17 protein-coding genes are annotated in these 16,245 nt (G+C 43.5%); 13 read left to right on the forward strand and 4 right to left on the reverse strand.

The window, feature by feature from the left end; genetic code table 11:
* Window positions 1–12 precede the first annotated feature (12 nt).
* From fabD to KL866_RS14415, 10 genes are all read left to right on the forward strand, one after another.
* Window positions 13–942 carry an ACP S-malonyltransferase gene (gene fabD, locus KL866_RS14370; protein ID WP_214995634.1) on the forward strand — a complete coding sequence of 310 codons (930 nt, stop codon included), beginning with the start codon at window positions 13–15 and terminating at the stop codon, window positions 940–942.
* A 9-nt stretch (window positions 943–951) separates the two neighbouring features.
* Entirely contained in the window at window positions 952–1,692 is a 741-nt protein-coding gene (fabG, locus tag KL866_RS14375) for a 3-oxoacyl-ACP reductase FabG (protein ID WP_025254973.1), read from the forward strand.
* A 199-nt stretch (window positions 1,693–1,891) separates the two neighbouring features.
* Window positions 1,892–2,131: an acyl carrier protein gene (gene acpP, locus KL866_RS14380; protein ID WP_012518211.1), complete on the forward strand. Its 240-nt coding sequence runs from the start codon at window positions 1,892–1,894 to the stop codon at window positions 2,129–2,131.
* An 80-nt stretch (window positions 2,132–2,211) separates the two neighbouring features.
* Window positions 2,212–3,450: a beta-ketoacyl-ACP synthase II gene (gene fabF / locus KL866_RS14385; RefSeq protein WP_025254974.1), complete on the forward strand. Its 1,239-nt coding sequence runs from the start codon at window positions 2,212–2,214 to the stop codon at window positions 3,448–3,450.
* Window positions 3,451–3,669: 219 nt separating this feature from the next.
* Complete coding sequence (gene pabC, locus KL866_RS14390; protein ID WP_214995636.1) at window positions 3,670–4,524, forward strand: aminodeoxychorismate lyase; 855 nt, start codon at window positions 3,670–3,672, stop codon at window positions 4,522–4,524.
* A 153-nt stretch (window positions 4,525–4,677) separates the two neighbouring features.
* The gene (gene mltG / locus KL866_RS14395; RefSeq protein WP_214995638.1) at window positions 4,678–5,697 is read left to right on the forward strand and encodes an endolytic transglycosylase MltG; all 1,020 of its coding nucleotides are present in this window, start codon (window positions 4,678–4,680) and stop codon (window positions 5,695–5,697) included.
* Window positions 5,698–5,760: 63 nt separating this feature from the next.
* Complete coding sequence (gene tmk, locus KL866_RS14400; protein ID WP_214995640.1) at window positions 5,761–6,435, forward strand: dTMP kinase; 675 nt, start codon at window positions 5,761–5,763, stop codon at window positions 6,433–6,435.
* Complete coding sequence (gene holB, locus KL866_RS14405; RefSeq protein WP_214995642.1) at window positions 6,435–7,322, forward strand: DNA polymerase III subunit delta'; 888 nt, start codon at window positions 6,435–6,437, stop codon at window positions 7,320–7,322. The genes tmk and holB overlap by 1 nt, the downstream gene beginning before the upstream one ends.
* Window positions 7,323–7,385: 63 nt before the next feature.
* Window positions 7,386–8,168 carry a TatD family hydrolase gene (locus KL866_RS14410; RefSeq protein WP_214995644.1) on the forward strand — a complete coding sequence of 261 codons (783 nt, stop codon included), beginning with the start codon at window positions 7,386–7,388 and terminating at the stop codon, window positions 8,166–8,168.
* 33 nt (window positions 8,169–8,201) lie between these two features.
* Entirely contained in the window at window positions 8,202–8,759 is a 558-nt protein-coding gene (locus tag KL866_RS14415) for a pyridoxamine 5'-phosphate oxidase family protein (RefSeq protein ID WP_214995646.1), read from the forward strand.
* Between the two features lie 191 nt (window positions 8,760–8,950).
* On the opposite strand, the gene KL866_RS14420 is transcribed toward KL866_RS14415, so the two are convergent.
* The 3 genes from KL866_RS14420 to KL866_RS14430 form a co-directional block, all read right to left on the reverse strand.
* Window positions 8,951–9,583, reverse strand: coding sequence for an SDR family oxidoreductase (locus KL866_RS14420; RefSeq protein ID WP_025254981.1), 633 nt, complete (start codon window positions 9,581–9,583; stop codon window positions 8,951–8,953).
* 197 nt (window positions 9,584–9,780) lie between these two features.
* A complete protein-coding gene (locus KL866_RS14425) occupies window positions 9,781–12,735 on the reverse strand; it encodes a ligand-binding sensor domain-containing diguanylate cyclase (protein WP_214995649.1) in 2,955 nt (984 codons plus the stop codon).
* A gap of 164 nt (window positions 12,736–12,899) precedes the next feature.
* Window positions 12,900–14,720 carry a M2 family metallopeptidase gene (locus KL866_RS14430; protein ID WP_025254983.1) on the reverse strand — a complete coding sequence of 607 codons (1,821 nt, stop codon included), beginning with the start codon at window positions 14,718–14,720 and terminating at the stop codon, window positions 12,900–12,902.
* Window positions 14,721–14,876: 156 nt separating this feature from the next.
* Between KL866_RS14430 and KL866_RS14435 the strand changes: the two genes are divergently transcribed.
* The 3 genes from KL866_RS14435 (at window position 14,877) to KL866_RS14445 (ending at window position 15,824) form a co-directional block, all read left to right on the forward strand.
* Window positions 14,877–15,026, forward strand: a complete 150-nt coding sequence (locus KL866_RS14435) for a hypothetical protein (RefSeq protein ID WP_214995651.1) — start codon at window positions 14,877–14,879, stop codon at window positions 15,024–15,026.
* 13 nt (window positions 15,027–15,039) lie between these two features.
* Window positions 15,040–15,405, forward strand: a complete 366-nt coding sequence (locus KL866_RS14440; protein WP_214995653.1) for a DUF4870 domain-containing protein — start codon at window positions 15,040–15,042, stop codon at window positions 15,403–15,405.
* Window positions 15,406–15,482: 77 nt separating this feature from the next.
* Window positions 15,483–15,824: a CCC motif membrane protein gene (locus KL866_RS14445; RefSeq protein ID WP_214995655.1), complete on the forward strand. Its 342-nt coding sequence runs from the start codon at window positions 15,483–15,485 to the stop codon at window positions 15,822–15,824.
* Window positions 15,825–15,841: 17 nt separating this feature from the next.
* On the opposite strand, the gene KL866_RS14450 is transcribed toward KL866_RS14445, so the two are convergent.
* On the reverse strand, window positions 15,842–16,123 hold the full coding sequence (locus KL866_RS14450; protein ID WP_214995657.1) for a hypothetical protein: 282 nt from the start codon (window positions 16,121–16,123) through the stop codon (window positions 15,842–15,844).
* Window positions 16,124–16,245 lie beyond the last annotated feature (122 nt).

The following is a 16,245-nucleotide window of genomic DNA, read 5'->3' on the forward strand; positions in this document are numbered from 1 at the left end:
TAAGGAATCGACATGACAAAGACAGCCTGTGTATTTCCAGGACAAGGTTCTCAAAGCGTAGGTATGCTTAAGGAACTTGCTGAGACTTCTCCTATTATCGTAGCAACGTTTAAAGAAGCCTCTGACGCATTAGGTTATGATCTGTGGGATTTAGTCCAAAACGATGCAGACGGTAAAATTAACGAGACGCATATCACGCAGCCAGCGTTACTTGCAGCAAGTGTTGCAATATGGCGTGTTATTCGCGAACAGGGCATAGACGTAGATTACCTTGCAGGACACAGTCTTGGTGAATACTCAGCACTAGTCTGCGGCGGCGCCATGGATTTTGCTGATGCTATCAAGCTCGTAGAAGCCCGTGGTAAATACATGCAAGAAGCCGTACCAGCAGGTGCGGGTGCTATGTATGCCATTATTGGATTAGACGATGCTGCCATTGCTGATGTTTGTCAGCAAACTGCGATTGCTACAGGAGATGTGGTAGCGCCAGTTAACTTTAACTCTCCGGGACAAGTGGTTATTGCTGGGGAAAAGAATGCAGCCGAGCAGGCCGCAAATGCGTGTAAAGAAGCAGGCGCTAAGCGCGCACTTCCGCTTGCGGTAAGTGTTCCTTCACACTGCGAGTTAATGCGCCCTGCGGCAGATAAGTTAGAAGACGCGTTATCGTCATTGAACGTTAATGAGCCTGCAATCAATATTGTGAATAATGTTGATGTCACCATTGAAACTCAAGGTGATGCAATCAAAAACGCATTAGTGAGACAGCTATATTGCCCCGTTCAATGGACTCGTACTGTTGAATACCTAGCGGCAGCGGGTGTTGAGCGCGTTATTGAAGTCGGTCCTGGTAAAGTACTTACCGGACTGAATAAACGTATTGATAAGAGCCTCGCGTCTCTTGCAGTTAATACACCTGATGGTGTTGAAGCATTAAAACAATAAGGAAACGCAATGAGTCAATTAGACGGTAAAATTGCGCTTGTTACCGGCGCAAGCCGGGGTATAGGCAAGGCAATTGCCACACAGCTTGCACAGCAAGGTGCTACGGTTATTGGTACTGCAACCAGTGAAAACGGTGCTCAAGCAATCAGCGACTATCTTTGTGAGTTTGGCGGCAAGGGCTTTGCGCTAAACGTCACCGACAAAGAAAGTGTCAATGAAACATTAAAAGCCATTAACGAAGCTTTTGGTAGTATCGATATTTTGGTCAATAATGCAGGTATCACACGCGATAATTTGCTAATGCGCATGAAAGACGACGAATGGCAGGATATTATCGACACAAACTTAACGTCGATTTTCACACTGTCAAAAGCGGTGCTTCGCGGTATGATGAAGAAGCGTTGTGGGCGCATCGTAAATATCGGTTCTGTTGTGGGTAGTGCGGGGAACGCTGGTCAGGCAAACTATGCTGCAGCGAAAGCAGGGGTTATCGGTTTTTCTAAATCAATGGCTCGTGAAGTAGCTTCTCGTGGAATTACAATCAACGTTGTGGCGCCTGGTTTTATCGATACCGATATGACAAAATCGCTGACCGATGACCAAAAAGAAGCCATTTTTAAAGACATTCCGGCGAACCGCTTAGGCGCGCCTGATGAAATTGCAGCCACTGTTGCCTTTTTAGTGAGCGATGGTGCAGCCTATATTACAGGCGAAACTATCCACGTAAACGGTGGTATGTATATGGGGTAAATTCGCAAAATTGCGAATTTTCCTTAGTTTGGGGTGGTATTTACCCGAACTTGGATGTAAAAATAGTATTTTACAAATTTCGAATGTCGCTGGTTTGACCAGAAAATTTGTTTAAACTGGTGCTTGCAAGGATGCACCTTGCAAAATAAACTAGCGGCACTTTTATTATCTAGTGACGTTTTAAGGGAAACCTAGAATTATGAGTAACATTGAAGAACGCGTTAAGAAAATCATTGTTGAACAACTTGGCGTGAAAGAAGAAGAAGTAAAAGCAGAAGCTTCATTCGTTGACGATTTAGGCGCTGATTCACTTGACACTGTTGAGCTAGTAATGGCTTTGGAAGAAGAATTTGATACTGAAATTCCTGACGAAGAAGCTGAAAAAATTACTACTGTTCAGTCTGCAATTGACTACATCAACGCTAACAAAGACGCATAAGTCTTAAGTAGCGACAAAGCGGCTCTTCTTACAGAGCCGTTTTTGTATCTCCTACCTTAGTTCCAAAGCGAGGGCTTTTTGTGACAAAACGTCGCGTAGTGGTTACTGGTCTTGGAATGCTTTCACCATTAGGTCTTAATAGCGAAGACACATGGCGCAAACTGCTCGCGGGCGAAAGCGGCATTGGTGAAATCACCCATTTTGATTGTAGTAACTATTCAACCCGTTTCGCAGGTCAAATTAACGATTTTGATCCGCAGGAATACATTGAAAAGAAAGAAACAAAGAAGATGGACCGCTTTATCCAGTTGGGTATTGCAGCAGGCAAACAGGCCTTGGTCGATTCTGGTCTAACTGTTTCACAAGATAATGCGCATCGTGTAGGTGTAGCTATTGGTTCTGGTATTGGTGGTTTAGAACAAATTGAACAAAACCATTTAAAACTGACAAATAGTGGCCCAAAGCGTGTGTCACCATTTTTTGTACCTTCAACCATTACCAACATGATCTCAGGCTTTTTGTCTATCATGGAAGGGTTGAAAGGACCGAATTTAAACGTTGTGACCGCTTGTACAACAGGCGTTCATAATATTGGTATTGCTGCAAGAACGATTGCTTACGGTGATGCTGATGCCATGCTGGCTGGGGGCGCAGAAGCGTCAATTACACCGCTTGGTATGGCTGGTTTTGCCGCAGCACGTGCATTGTCATCTCGTAATGACAACCCACAAGCAGCAAGTCGCCCATGGGATAAAGACCGTGATGGTTTTGTCATGGGTGAGGGCGCTGGCGTGGTAATGCTGGAAGAATACGAAGCTGCTAAGGCACGTGGCGCAACGATTTATGCTGAGCTTGTTGGTTTTGGCATGAGTGGTGATGCGTACCACATGACTTCACCACCAGAAGATGGTGAAGGCGCTGCCGCATCTATGCAAAACGCGATCAACGATGCAAAGATGCATGCAAGTGACATTGGCTATGTTAATGCTCATGGTACATCGACACCTGCTGGCGACATTGCTGAGGTGGCTGCGGTAAAACGCGTGTTCAATGATCATGCTTATAAGCTACTTGTTAGCTCTACTAAATCAATGACAGGTCATTTACTAGGTGCCGCGGGTTCGGTTGAGGCAATTTTCACTATTTTGGCACTGCGTGACAAAATGGCGCCGCCAACCATTAACTTAGATGAGCCAGGTGAAGGTTGCGACTTAGATTTTGTTGCACACAAAGCGAAAGCATTCAATGAAGACTACGCACTATGTAATTCATTCGGATTTGGTGGTACAAACGGTTCATTGATTTTCAAGCGTATCTAACGCACCGTATCTAATACAATATGAGTGTTTTTCACTTATAGTTAAAAGGCAGCTTCGGCTGCCTTTTGTTGTTTTTATAAAGAAATATAACGTCGAAAATTGTACGTGTCAGGCTTTCTTTATTGGCGAGTCAAACAATTGGTCACAGCTATAAGTTGTTTGACCAATGCAAGTTGGTATACTTCCCTCAAAGATAGTAACGGCAAACAAGAGTAGGCAGTGATAATTATTCCCAGCGCTACGCCTATTTCACCAAGTGATAGGGCGTTTAATTACGGAGACGGTGTGTTTACCACATTGATGGTGAACGAACACAAAGTAGAATTATTACCTTATCATCTTTCCCGTTTAGAGCACGATACTGCTGCCATCAAACTCGATATCGATATCCATACCCTAGAAACAGCTATCGCTGAACAAGTTAGTGCGATAAAAAATGCCTCAGATGAGAACGCGTCTAAGTATGTGCTAAAAGTCCACATTTCTGGTGGTCAAGCGGGTAGAGGTTACGCGCGAAGTAAAGACAGCGAAACACGAGTAAGATTTAGTCAGCACCCACACCCAAGTCATTACGATAGTCTTGCTGATGAGGGTGTGACGGTGATTTGTGCGCAAACCAGGCTAGCCATTCAGCCACTGCTTGCTGGCGTAAAGCATATGAATAGGCTTGAGCAAGTACTCGTAAAACATGAAGTAGATGAAGCTGGAGCCAATGACGCTATCGTTTGCGATACCCAAGATAGTATTATCGAAGCAAGCGCAGGTAACCTGTTCTTTTATCTTAATGATGAATGGTATACGCCGTCTTTAAAAGGAAGTGGGGTAAATGGCGTTGTAAGGCAGTGTCTTATTGATTCGCTGTTAAACGATAATTGCGCACTTAACGTTGGTCAGTACGACCTATCGTATTTACGAAAAGCCAGTGCAGTGGTAATTACCAACGCGCTGATGGGCGTAATGCCGGTGAAACAAATACGAATGACGGATTTTTCTTTGGTCAATTTCGACGTTAAAAGCAGTGCAATTGTTGCCCTAAAGACACGTCTTAGTAATGCGGTAAAAAGCGAACAGTAAACACAAGGTCGGAAATCAGCGCAAAAGCGAACACAAAGGTCGATATCATAAACGCATACAAAAAAGCGTAGAGACGTTTGCATGGATAAAACTATTAGCAGTAGAACGAAGCAAAATGGAATGTAAAACAATGTACACAAGGGATGCCCGAATATGAAATGGGCCATTATTACTTTATTGTCCCTTATCATGATTGCAGTGGTTGGTGCAGCATCTGGTGTAATGTATGTGTCTAGCAAAGTCGCTACAGAATTAACGCTGGAAAGTGAAACCTTATTTACCATAGAAAGCGGTAGTAATGCTTATCGCACGGTGAAGCTTTTGCGAAAAGCAGAAATAACTGATGTGCCACCGTTCGTGGCTAAAGTATGGCTTAAATTCTTTGCAGGCAGCACGTCAGTTAAATCGGGAACGTATATGCTTCGCCCCGGCCAGTCACTAGTAGATGTGTTTACTCTTTTTACTCAAGGTGACGAGCATCTTTTCGCGGTAAGTTTAGTTGAGGGATTGACGCTAGCGCAATGGCTTGAAGTACTTAAGCAAAACACTGAGCTGGTGTTTGATTTAGATGAAGAGAAGTTAACTCAGCTCACCCTAGGTAACCGCGTTGACTGGTGCTGCGAAAACGTATCGCAGATAGAAGGGGTATTTTTGGCTGATACTTATTTCTTTACCAAAGGCACAAAAGCCAGTGAACTATTGAAAAGAGCACATCGCGCACTTGTTGAATTTGTCTCTTTCGAATGGGAGCAACGCGATGCCGAACTACCTCTAGCGACACCTTACGAAGCGCTCGTCTTGGCCAGTATCATTGAAAAAGAGACAGCGGTACCTGAAGAGCGTGACATGATTTCCGGAGTGTTTGTAAATAGACTTAATAAAAACATGCGTCTTCAAACGGATCCGACGGTTATTTACGGTATCGGGCCTATGTTTGACGGAAATATTACCCGAAAGCATTTGCGTACGGCAACACCTTACAATACTTATGTTATTAAGGGGTTACCGCCTACACCAATTGCTATGGCAGGCAAGGCAGCCATTCATGCGGCGCTTCATCCATTAGCAACGGACGCTTTATATTTTGTAGCGAAGGGCGATGGAAACCATCAATTTTCCACTACACTAGCTGATCACAATGCAGCTGTGCGAAAATACCAGTTAAAACGATAGCCGCACTGGTTAACATACCTAACTAATACGTTATAGCTAAATAAAAACAGAGTTTAAAAAGTAATGCGCGGAAAGTTTATTGTAGTAGAGGGCCTTGAAGGGGCCGGAAAGAGCTCTGTAATAGGGTTGATTGTAGAAGCGTTAAAAGACGCTGGAAAGCGCGTTGAGCAGACTCGTGAGCCAGGTGGCACACCTATGGCTGAGGCTATCCGAGAATGTGTAAAGCACGATTGGGATGAAACTGTTAGCGAGGAAACAGAACTGCTTCTCATGTACGCTGCTCGCGTTCAGTTACTTACCAATAAGATTTTCCCTTCGCTAGATGCTGGGGCGTGGGTAGTTGGCGATAGGCACGACCTGTCTTCTCAAGCCTATCAAGGTGGCGGCCGAGGCGTAAGCGCAGAAACAATGACGGCTATCAGTGACATTGCACTTAAAGGGTTCAAGCCAGACTTAACTTTATATCTGGATGTCGAACCGGCGGTAGGGCTAGAGCGAGCTCGTGGGCGAGGGGAACTCGACCGCATTGAGCAAGCCGGGCTCGCCTTTTTTGAGCGCACCCGTGCTAAATACTTGTCTCTTGCCAAACAAGATGAGTCTATTGTTGTGGTAAGTGCAATGCAGCCTATGGAAAAAGTCCATCAAGATGTTATAGCCACTATCAACGACTATGTGACAGTCAATGGTAGCGATGGCCGTGATGCCGCTACAAACATAAGTCAGAAGGGAAAGGGGTAATGCAAGTGCTACCTTGGTTTTCGGCAACTTACGCGACTTTATTGTCTCGGTATATAGCTAAAAAATTGCACCACGGGTTGTTGCTGACCGGACCCAAGGGAATTGGTAAAAATCAACTTGCATCGGGCTTGAGTAACGCCTTATTGTGCAAACAGCCCAGTGTTGATGGGCCGTGCGAGCAATGTCAAAGCTGCCATTTGAGACAAGCGGGAAACCATCCTGACTTTCATGTTTTAGAAAGTGAAAAGCAGTTAGGTGTGGATAAAATCCGTGAAGGCATCGCCAAGCTCTCTGGTACAGCGCAAATGGGAGGGAATAAAGTGTTGCTGATCCCTAGAGCTGACACCATGACGGAAGCGGCGGCTAATGCACTGTTGAAAACCTTGGAAGAACCCACAAATAATACATTCTTACTGTTGATCACTGACAGTATTAACAAGATTATGCCAACCATCTTAAGTCGATGTGAACGGCAGATACTTTCGCTACCATCAGTATCAGAGAGTTTGAACTACTTAAACGCTAAAGGCGTAGAAGATGCAAGCGAGGCATTACTCGCTGCCTATGGTTACGCGCCTCTTCGCGTAGAAGAAGCGCTTTCTGGTGACGAAGACATGAGCTATCGCAGTTTTCGCGATGGCATACAGGCGCTTTTAGCAGGCGATTCAAATTTGCAAGCACAAACGCTTGCTAACAAGTGGCAGGGCAATGCGCAACAAGTCGCATTGTGGTGCCAACAAATGGCCCATGACGAATACATGAAACGTCAGCAGTCCGTCGACTTTGCACGCTACAAAAAGTGTGTTGATGCGGTTAGAACACTGCAGCACTCAGGTGTGAATAAATCGATGGTACTTTTTGGGTTACTAAAACAATTTCAACGTTAGTAGGCAAACAAAGGCTTATTGAAGCCCTTTTGTCTGACAGTAATTTATTAAAACAGGTGTAGTTTGTTCGTAGATTCTCATTGTCATTTAGACCGACTTAAGCAAGGGCCAGAAGAGCTGGCTGAAACCTTAAATTTTGCAAGAACGCGAGGTGTAGAACACTTCCTCTGTGTGTGCGTATCTGTTGGCGATTACGACAGCATGTTAGCAGCTGTTCGCCAGTTTGATGATGTTTCAGTATCTTGTGGTGTGCACCCACTGCATCAAGATGAAGCGTGCAGTTATGAAGAACTGTTAGAGAAGGCACAGCGTGAAGAAGTCGTAGCCATTGGCGAAACTGGGCTGGACTATTTCTATAGCCCGGAAAGTAAAGATATTCAGCTGACATCATTCGTCGACCACATCAAAGTAGCCAACGAAACTAAAAAGCCGTTAATTATTCACACGCGAGATGCAAGGGAAGACACCATTAACTTACTCCGTGAACACAAGGCTGCGCACACCAAAGGTGTTTTGCATTGCTTTACTGAATCTTTGGAAATGGCACATGCAGCAATAGAGATGGACTTTTATATTTCTATTTCTGGCATAGTAACCTTTAATTCTGCTGATGAATTACGTGAAGTGGTAAAAGTTATCCCTTTAGAGCGACTACTTATTGAAACCGACTCTCCGTGGCTTGCGCCAGTACCCCATCGCGGTAAACAAAATCAGCCAGGTTATGTGGTTGAAGTGGCAGAGTTTATTGCTGAACTTAAAGGCGTGACGGTGAAAGAGCTCGCCGAAATCACAACGCGAAACTTCTATACACTATTTTCATTAGCCGATAAAAAGAAAGCGGCGTAGTTGAAGTAGTAGTCGGTTTATCCGGAGGTGACTATGCCCCAGTGGCGACAAGGATTGACAAAAAGTCTACACCAAACCCGTAATTTACCTGAAAGTCGGTATTTCCAATTAGCGACGGTTGACGCCAAAGGTGGGCCGTTTTGCCGGACGGTAGTTTTTAGAGGGATCACTGATGACAATAAACTGGTTGTTATCTCTGATAGCCGTTCAGAAAAGTACAAACAGCTAGGTCAGAACCCTAGTGCGCAAATATGTTGGTATTTCTCTAAAACTCGAGAACAATATCGATTTTCTTGTGTGGCAACTATCGCTACTGCGAGTCAAGATAGTGAGTTAGTTAGACAGCATTGGAACAAATTGTCAGATGCAGGTAAAAAGCAATTTTTGTGGGGTGTACCAGGAACACCAAGAAATGATGGTTCGGCGCTTCAGATACAGGGCGATTTCAGTGAAGTACCTCCTCACTTTTGTGTGATAATGCTCGCTATTGATAGCGTAGATTACCTAAATCTAAGAGGTAACCCTCAGAGTCGTGAGTGGCATCAAAAAGACGCTAATGGAAATTGGGTGAGTCAGTCGTTAATTCCCTAAATAACTATTGCTGAATCTTAGCGCAGACAGGGTAGCCTGCCTCATAAGCAATATAGTTTCGAACTTGGGGATGCGCCTAATTCATCGTTATTAACGAGCGGCGCACCTAAATTATCCTACCAACAAATTTTAAGCTCTTCTGCTCATGAAAAACGCTTTAATTTTCCAAGAGCAGAAGAGCTGCACCAGACCTATATTACTTGAGAAATTGGTGTATCGCCTTTGAACAAGTGAGTAATTACATTTTCACTTCCTTCTTTTGCAACGCTTTCTACAATCGCTGTTGCTACATCTTCTCTGGGTATCACAGCATCATCTTTGTTGCTAGGCATATCGGTGCGAACTAAATGCGTGCCAGGCTCATTTAACAAGGTGCCAGGTCGAAGAATAATATGATGTAAGCCGCTATTTAATAAATGTTCGTCAGCCATGTGCTTTGCAACTAAATACGGCTTAAGTGCCGAATCTACGCTATCAGGATCGCCTGCACCAATAGAGCTGACCATTATAAATTTAGGTGTACCGGCAGCTTTAGCATAGTTTACTGCATTACGCGCAGCCCATAGGTCAATCATTAACGTTTTATCAGCACCTGTGTTACCACCTGAGCCTGCTGTAAATACAGCAACATCAATATCTTTAAAATGCGCAGAAAAGTCACTCTCTAGATCTTGTTCTACTACACTAAGATTGTCATTTTGTATGTCAGATAATTTGTCTGGGCTTCTAACTGGCGCTAGCACCTTGTGCCCCGCATCTAAAAGTTTAACCGTTGCTTGTTTGCCAATTTGTCCTGTTGCGCCAATCACTAATACATTTGCCATGTTGTTATCCTCCTTCCAATGAAACTGGTTCATCGTTAATTAATACAAGGGTAGATAGGAAGCTAAGGTAATAAGCGATCAGTTACTGCGATAGAATGCATGCCAAAGAGATTGTTTACATGAACGTGACTAAATAGTGTATGTTGCCGAAAATAGAGAAGTGTTTGCGCTCGTAAGATTTGTCAGACAATAAATGATTATTTTACAACAGCGTTTCGGCCCGACTCCTTACCCGCGTATAGCTTCTTGTCGACGGCATGAATGCAGGCATCTACGCTATCGTAATCTTTTATATCCGCAACGCCACACGTGATGGTGACACTTACAGAGTGGGGATCCGCCTCAATAATTTGTTCTGCCACGTTTTTGCGTAGCTTCTCAGCAACCCAATATGCCTCTTGTACGTTCAAAGAAGGCAATAGAATTAGAAACTCCTCGCCGCCCCAACGTGCAATTACATCACTCTCGCGAAGGTTATCTTTTAGAATATTGGCGATTTTGACTAAAACTATATCGCCGACGTGATGGCCATATTTGTCGTTAATTTTTTTGAAAAAATCGATATCCACAATAAGTAATGAGAAGGTGCGGTTATGGCGCTTGAACTCTTGCCATTCCGCTCTAGCTCTTTGTGTGAAATAGCGTCTGTTGTTCAGCCCGGTTAAAGAGTCTTGAGTAGATAGAAGCGTAAGCTTTTCTACCATGGCTTCAAGGTCTCGAGTTTTTTCCTCTACTTTTTGCGCGAGCTCTGCAGAGCGCCTTTTTAGTGCTGAAATTCTCAGCCAAATTATCGAAGAAATTATTAAGAGGATAGTTAGTACTAAAGTGGCACGCCAAAGGGGCTTGTCCCACCAAGGAGGTATAACTATAACTTCGAGTTGAGCCTCTTCGCTACTCCACAGGTTTTCCTGATTTATAGCTTTGACTGTGAATCGATAACGTCCAGGCGCTAAATTCGTATAAGTCGCAACACGGGTTTTGAAATCTGTAAAACGCCAGTTATTTTCAAAATCGACCAGTTTGTAAGCATAGCGGAGTTCATTGGCATTCATGTAGTCGGTCGCGGAAAACTCTATGGACAGTGCAATATTGTTATGGGTTAGTTCTATTTCTTTGCCGAAATCAAGGCGTTTTTGCACGCTGGTACCATTTTGCTCATTCCGACTTACCGTTTCCACATTAGTAAGATGAACGCCAGGTGACCATTCTACGTTTGTAACTTCTGAGGGGACAAACTGTGTAACTCCCTCCGCTCCACCAAAGAGGACGGTTTTATTTTGAGTTGCAGCAACGGAACCAATATAGTAGCCCGTCGATAGGGCGCCATTTTCTGCACCATAATAGTAGAGCGTGTTGAGGTCGGGCGCTAGATAAGAAATACCCACTAGTGTTGAAATCCACAAGCCGTATTCATCATCTTCGACAATGGCCCCGATTGAAACTTTGCTTAATCTGCTCTCTGGCTTTATTTGTGTAACCTTAATGGTTGATAAGTCGTCATTATCTTTCGTGATGAAATATAAGCCGTTGGCTTGCGTGCCTACCCAGTAGCCACCGCGTTTTGAGCGTGAAATCCAAGTGACTACTGTACTGTCTGTAATCACATCACTGTATTCACTGATGCTAATTAACTCCCCTGTGAGTTTATTTGCAAAATACAATCCTGACACGGTACTCAACCATGCACTTTCCTCGCTCTCTAGCAGAATTTTCGTAGTAAGAGATAGTGGCCATTGTTTTATTATGCGCCCTTCTGAAGGGCGGTAGACGAAAACGCCGTCGCTATATCCTCCATACCAAACATCGCCTTGGGCATCTATGTTTAGGCTATAGCCAGACTTACCTTGTAACGCCACTATATCAAGCTGGTTTGTTTCACTGTTTAATTTTGCAAGGCCGCTTCGCGTAGATACCCAAAGCGCGTCGTTTTTCGCGTCATAAAAAACACTGGTTAGCTTATCATTGGCTTTTTCATCTGTTTCCTGTGAATTACTTGAGGTAAAAGGTCCTTGGGACGTTTTATTAACCGTATCGTAAATCCATAGGCCTTTTTCATTCGTTAACCATATTTTATTGTCTTTATAGTTGTCCATGGCGCCAATAATTCGACCGCCACCAACTTCGGTAGTATAAAAGTTGCTAAGCTCTGGGTTACTTATGGCAAAGCCATCGTCTTTCGTTCCCACTACAACAAGACCGGATTTTGTTTGATAAAGGCTTGAAACCCGCTCGTCTCGTGAATCTTTGTCACTGATTGGAAAGCGCAATACCGTAAAAGGACTGTGGGCTTTTAACAGGTTCAATCCTCTTTCGGTTGCTACCCAAATATCGCCATTTTGCTGAATTAAAATATCTGTTACCGAATTATCTGACAATCCCTGTAATTCACCAGTGCAATGCTTGGAGATGGCCTCAGACTCAGCGTTAGGATTAAACAGGCAGATACCATGCGTAGACGTGCCCAACCAGAATCTTGACCGCTCTGCTGCGACCAGCTTGGTAAAATTGATGCCTTCATAGGCAACAAGTATCAATGAGTTTTTAATAGCGTCAAGTTTATAGAGACCTGAGGTGGAGGTAACATAAAGCGTATTGCCAATTAGCTCTATATCAGTAAGCGTACTGGTAGTATCAGGAAGGTAGCTGACTAGCTCTATGTTGTCTGATTTTTCGTGGTATCGATATAAGTTGCGTTCAGAGATTATCCACAACATTCCATCGCTTGTGATTTTAATTCTGTTGATGACTTGCTTGCTAAACGGGGAAGAAACGGGAAGGGAATAATGTTTAAAATTTTCAGTGTCGACATTCAAACGACTTAGTCCACTAAAAGTGCCAACCCAAATATATTGACCGTCCAAACTTGCTTCTAATTGCAGAGCACTTAATGTTTGAAGGCCTTTAGACTTATCGTCGTCCCACATTCCAAAGTTTCTAAATGTATAGCCGTCAAATTTATCTATACCTGATTGTGACGCTAGCCATAGAAAACCGTATTTATCTTCTGCGATGTCAGAAACAGTTACATGGGAGATACCACTTTCCATGTCAAAGGTATTAAAGGCAGGAGCCCCTATTAGCGCTTGCGCGCTGAAGCTTGAGCTAACTAATAAAGCAAGGATAGAAATTAGATAAGCTAAGAGACGGCGCATGTCATAGCAACAACGTTAAGAGTGGTTAATGTGTTAAAGTTACGCTAAAAACCCAGACTTTCAATAGAACAAAAGTTTAAACTGTACAAAAAAGCCCCTTTGAAAAGGGGCGTGATAAAATGGTAATTACAGCTACTTTACTGCAAATAAGCATTCAATGTGGATTACCAACCGCACTGGCGTGTTGCGTTTTGCTCATCCAGCCAGTTTTTGAGTGGCGCAAAGTAATCGGCAATGGTGCTGGCATCCATTTGCGGCGAGCCCGTTAACGTTTCTAATGCATTTTGCCATGGCTGACTCATCCCCATTTCCAACATTTCGTTGAGTGCTTTTCCGGCTTCTTCACTGCCGTAAATAGAGCACCGGTTCAATGGACCTTCGTCACCGGCAATATCACACAAAGCCTTGTGGAATTGGAACTGAAGGATATGCGCAAGGAAGTAGCGAGTATAAGGTACGTTAGCTGGAACGTGATATTTCGCTCCAGGGTCGAACGCATCAGCGCTGCGCTCAACAGGCGCCATTACGCCCTGATACTTCTCCCTTAACTCCCACCACAACTGGTTGTATTGTTCAGGCGTAACTTCACCAGACATTACTTTCCAGCGCCATTGATCAACCATTAAGCCAAAAGGGATGAAAGCAATTTTATCAAGCGCTACCTGCATCAACATGCCAATATCGTTTGAGGCGTCTGGGACCTCATCAATTAAGTCAATCTGCTTAAGATACTTAGGCGTAATCGACAGTGCGATAGTATCTCCGATAGCTTCATGAAAGCCGTCGTTTGCTGAACCGCGATATAGAAGTGGCTGAGCTTTATAAGCGCGTTGGTAGTAGTTGTGACCCAATTCATGGTGAATGACGTTAAATTCTTCGCCCGTCTTTTGAATACACATCTTTATGCGAAGATCGTCTTTGTCATCCAAATCCCATGCAGATGCATGACATTGCACGTCACGACCTTCAGGCTTTTGAAACATTGAACGTTCCCAAAAAGTGTCTGGCAGTTCTTCAAAGCCAAGAGATGAGAAAAATGATTCGGCCTGCTTTACCATGGCAATCTCGTCATAACCTTGTGCAGCAAGTGCGCCAGTTACGTCAGGTACTTTCATTTCCCTTTGCGGTTTAACAATATCGTAGATATTACCCCAAGATTGTGCCCACATGTTACCTAATAGATGGGCCGGTATTGGCTTGTCTTGAGGTACCACTTCTTCACCGTAATGTTCTCCAAGCTTGGCGCGAACATGACAATGAAGTGATTCATAGAAAGGCTCAACTTGGGTCCACAAACGGTCTAATTCCTTTGGAAACTCGTCTGCAGGCATGTCGTATTTACCGCGCCACAGGGCACTTACGTTTTGAAACCCAAGCTCCGCTGCACCTTCATTGGCGAGCGATACTTGTTCAGCATAAAGAGGTGCCATGGGTTTGGAGACTTCGCGCCAGCCCGTCCAATACTCCAGTAGCTTATCCGCGTCGCGGGAAGTAGCCATTTCACTGCTCATTTCAACCAAGCTTTTACAGTTTCCGTCTTCACTACAGTATTCGCCTGAGCCATACATAGCACTTAAATCTGAGCCAATCTTTGCTAAACGCTCTGCTTTTTTAGCGTCTGCTGGCGGAGGCATAGTTAAACTATTTTTGAGCAAATCAAGTTGTCTGCGGGTATTTGCATCAACGTCTACGTCATTAAATTTAGCCGCTTCTTTTGCTAACTTAGCCACTTTTGTTGATAGTACTTCGCTAAAGTAGGCACTAACCGCTGCGGTATCAAAATTTATATTGGTAGCATAGCTCCACTGAGCGTGGGCAGCCGGCACCTGCATTTTCGCAATGTCATCTTGCGCTTGCTGTAAGAATTGTTTTGCGTCTTGGGCGGTAAGTTCTGGTTTGATTTCTGTCTGAGTAGTACTTTCACCACATCCCATAAGCGATACGCTTACCAATGCCGCTATCAGAGTACGTTTGTTATTAAGCATACTTTGTCCTTTAATTATTTTGATTTTAAAGTGAATCGACGTTCACATAGACATGCGCTAGCATTGTGTATCGCTATGCAGCCTTTGTAAAACAAATTTGATGTTTGGTATGCGCAGTATCTTTTCAGCATAATAGGAAGAAAAGGTGCAGAAAGAATGATGCTTGAGTCTGCCCAACTCAGCGAGAACTGGCCCATGCTTGGTGATTTTGAAGGTGAGCAATATGAAAGAGTAATTGTTCCAGTTAAGCTAGACTGCGGCGAAACAATAGAAGCTTATATTTATCAAATAAAACCAACTAACTAATAAGGAAAAATTTATGTCAACGGAAGAACCGGTTTATTGGGGGCTTAATAGTCGTAGCTATTGCACACTTATACACGTGTCTCAATTATCCAGCTTTGTTATTCCTGGCTTAGGCATTGTTTTGCCAATTGTGCTTTGGATAGCGCATAAAGATCAAAATGAAGATATTAATCAGCATGGTAGAGTGACAGCTAATTGGCTGCTGAGCCTGCTCGTTTATTCGATTATTTGTTTTATTCTTACTTTTATTATTATCGGCGCGCTAGGTTTTATCGTACTCGGTTTGATGAACATCATTTTTGCGATAATAGCAGCGGTAAAAGCTAATAAAGGTGAGCTATGGGTGTATCCACTAAGCTTTCAGTTTATAAAACGCTAGCAGTAACGGTGAGTTGTCTATAATTTAAACAATTAATAGGCTGAACATTTAATTATTCATCAAGGAAGAGAAGCATAATGCAAAATCAAACAGACAATAAAATTTCTGGCGCTGGTACTGTTTATTGGTCTGCGGTATTGAGCTGTACTTTATTTATCTTTGGTGGATTTGCGATTGTGTTTTCTTTGCTGTCACTATTTTTGTCTCGCAACGCTAAGAAAAGCCTATCCCTTCCTTACGAGCAATATGCAAACTCATCGACGCTTACCAAAGGGAAAATTATTGCTTACATCGGTTTAGTATTAAACGTTGCTATTTTAGGTGTCACAATTTGGACTCTGACTACCATTGGCTGGGACGCATGGTCCGATGAATTCGTTCGCAGGTGGAATGAAGGGCTAGAGAAGCATAGTCGTTAACGACTAGTTATTGAGGTTTATTGTTTGCCGTTGAAGCTACCGCTAGGTAAAGCGTCGTGGACTAGATAGTGACCTTTCTTTTTGGCGGAAGCTGGCGACGGCAAAATATCACTACGTTTAAAGGTGTTTAGCGCTAGCGATTTGCTTTGACGAATTTTTTTATAACTCTGAGAAGCGGTAGTTACCTTAAGGGCTGATATTGAAGGCGTCGTTTCTTGTGCGATGCTGAAATTTGAGACGCTTATTACGGCAAGTAGCCCCAAAGTAGAAGAAATGTTTTTAGTTAGGTTTTTCATCACATTTTCTCTTTCACACTAAGAAAAGATCTTGGAGGCGGTTGCACGCGCCTCCTTAATCGGCTTTGTTTGTTCCTCTTTATTACAACTAAAGTAGAGTGAAATATAAATACAAGGGGTTATAC

It is taken from the genome of Alteromonas sp. ALT199 (genome assembly GCF_018619335.1).
In the GTDB taxonomy this organism is placed as follows: domain Bacteria; phylum Pseudomonadota; class Gammaproteobacteria; order Enterobacterales; family Alteromonadaceae; genus Alteromonas.

What these genes read in the sequence shown, in the direction of transcription:
- fabD (WP_214995634.1), top strand. Translation starts at nt 13, where the DNA reads ATGACAAAGACAGCCTGTGTATTTCCAGGACAAGGTTCTCAAAGCGTA.
- fabG (WP_025254973.1), top strand. Translation starts at nt 952, where the DNA reads ATGAGTCAATTAGACGGTAAAATTGCGCTTGTTACCGGCGCAAGCCGG.
- acpP (WP_012518211.1), top strand. Translation starts at nt 1,892, where the DNA reads ATGAGTAACATTGAAGAACGCGTTAAGAAAATCATTGTTGAACAACTT.
- mltG (WP_214995638.1), top strand. Translation starts at nt 4,678, where the DNA reads ATGAAATGGGCCATTATTACTTTATTGTCCCTTATCATGATTGCAGTG.
- tmk (WP_214995640.1), top strand. Translation starts at nt 5,761, where the DNA reads ATGCGCGGAAAGTTTATTGTAGTAGAGGGCCTTGAAGGGGCCGGAAAG.
- holB (WP_214995642.1), top strand. Translation starts at nt 6,435, where the DNA reads ATGCAAGTGCTACCTTGGTTTTCGGCAACTTACGCGACTTTATTGTCT.
- KL866_RS14415 (WP_214995646.1), top strand. Translation starts at nt 8,202, where the DNA reads ATGCCCCAGTGGCGACAAGGATTGACAAAAAGTCTACACCAAACCCGT.
- KL866_RS14420 (WP_025254981.1), bottom strand. Translation starts at nt 9,583, where the DNA reads ATGGCAAATGTATTAGTGATTGGCGCAACAGGACAAATTGGCAAACAA.
- KL866_RS14425 (WP_214995649.1), bottom strand. Translation starts at nt 12,735, where the DNA reads ATGCGCCGTCTCTTAGCTTATCTAATTTCTATCCTTGCTTTATTAGTT.
- KL866_RS14430 (WP_025254983.1), bottom strand. Translation starts at nt 14,720, where the DNA reads ATGCTTAATAACAAACGTACTCTGATAGCGGCATTGGTAAGCGTATCG.
- KL866_RS14435 (WP_214995651.1), top strand. Translation starts at nt 14,877, where the DNA reads ATGATGCTTGAGTCTGCCCAACTCAGCGAGAACTGGCCCATGCTTGGT.
- KL866_RS14440 (WP_214995653.1), top strand. Translation starts at nt 15,040, where the DNA reads ATGTCAACGGAAGAACCGGTTTATTGGGGGCTTAATAGTCGTAGCTAT.
- KL866_RS14445 (WP_214995655.1), top strand. Translation starts at nt 15,483, where the DNA reads ATGCAAAATCAAACAGACAATAAAATTTCTGGCGCTGGTACTGTTTAT.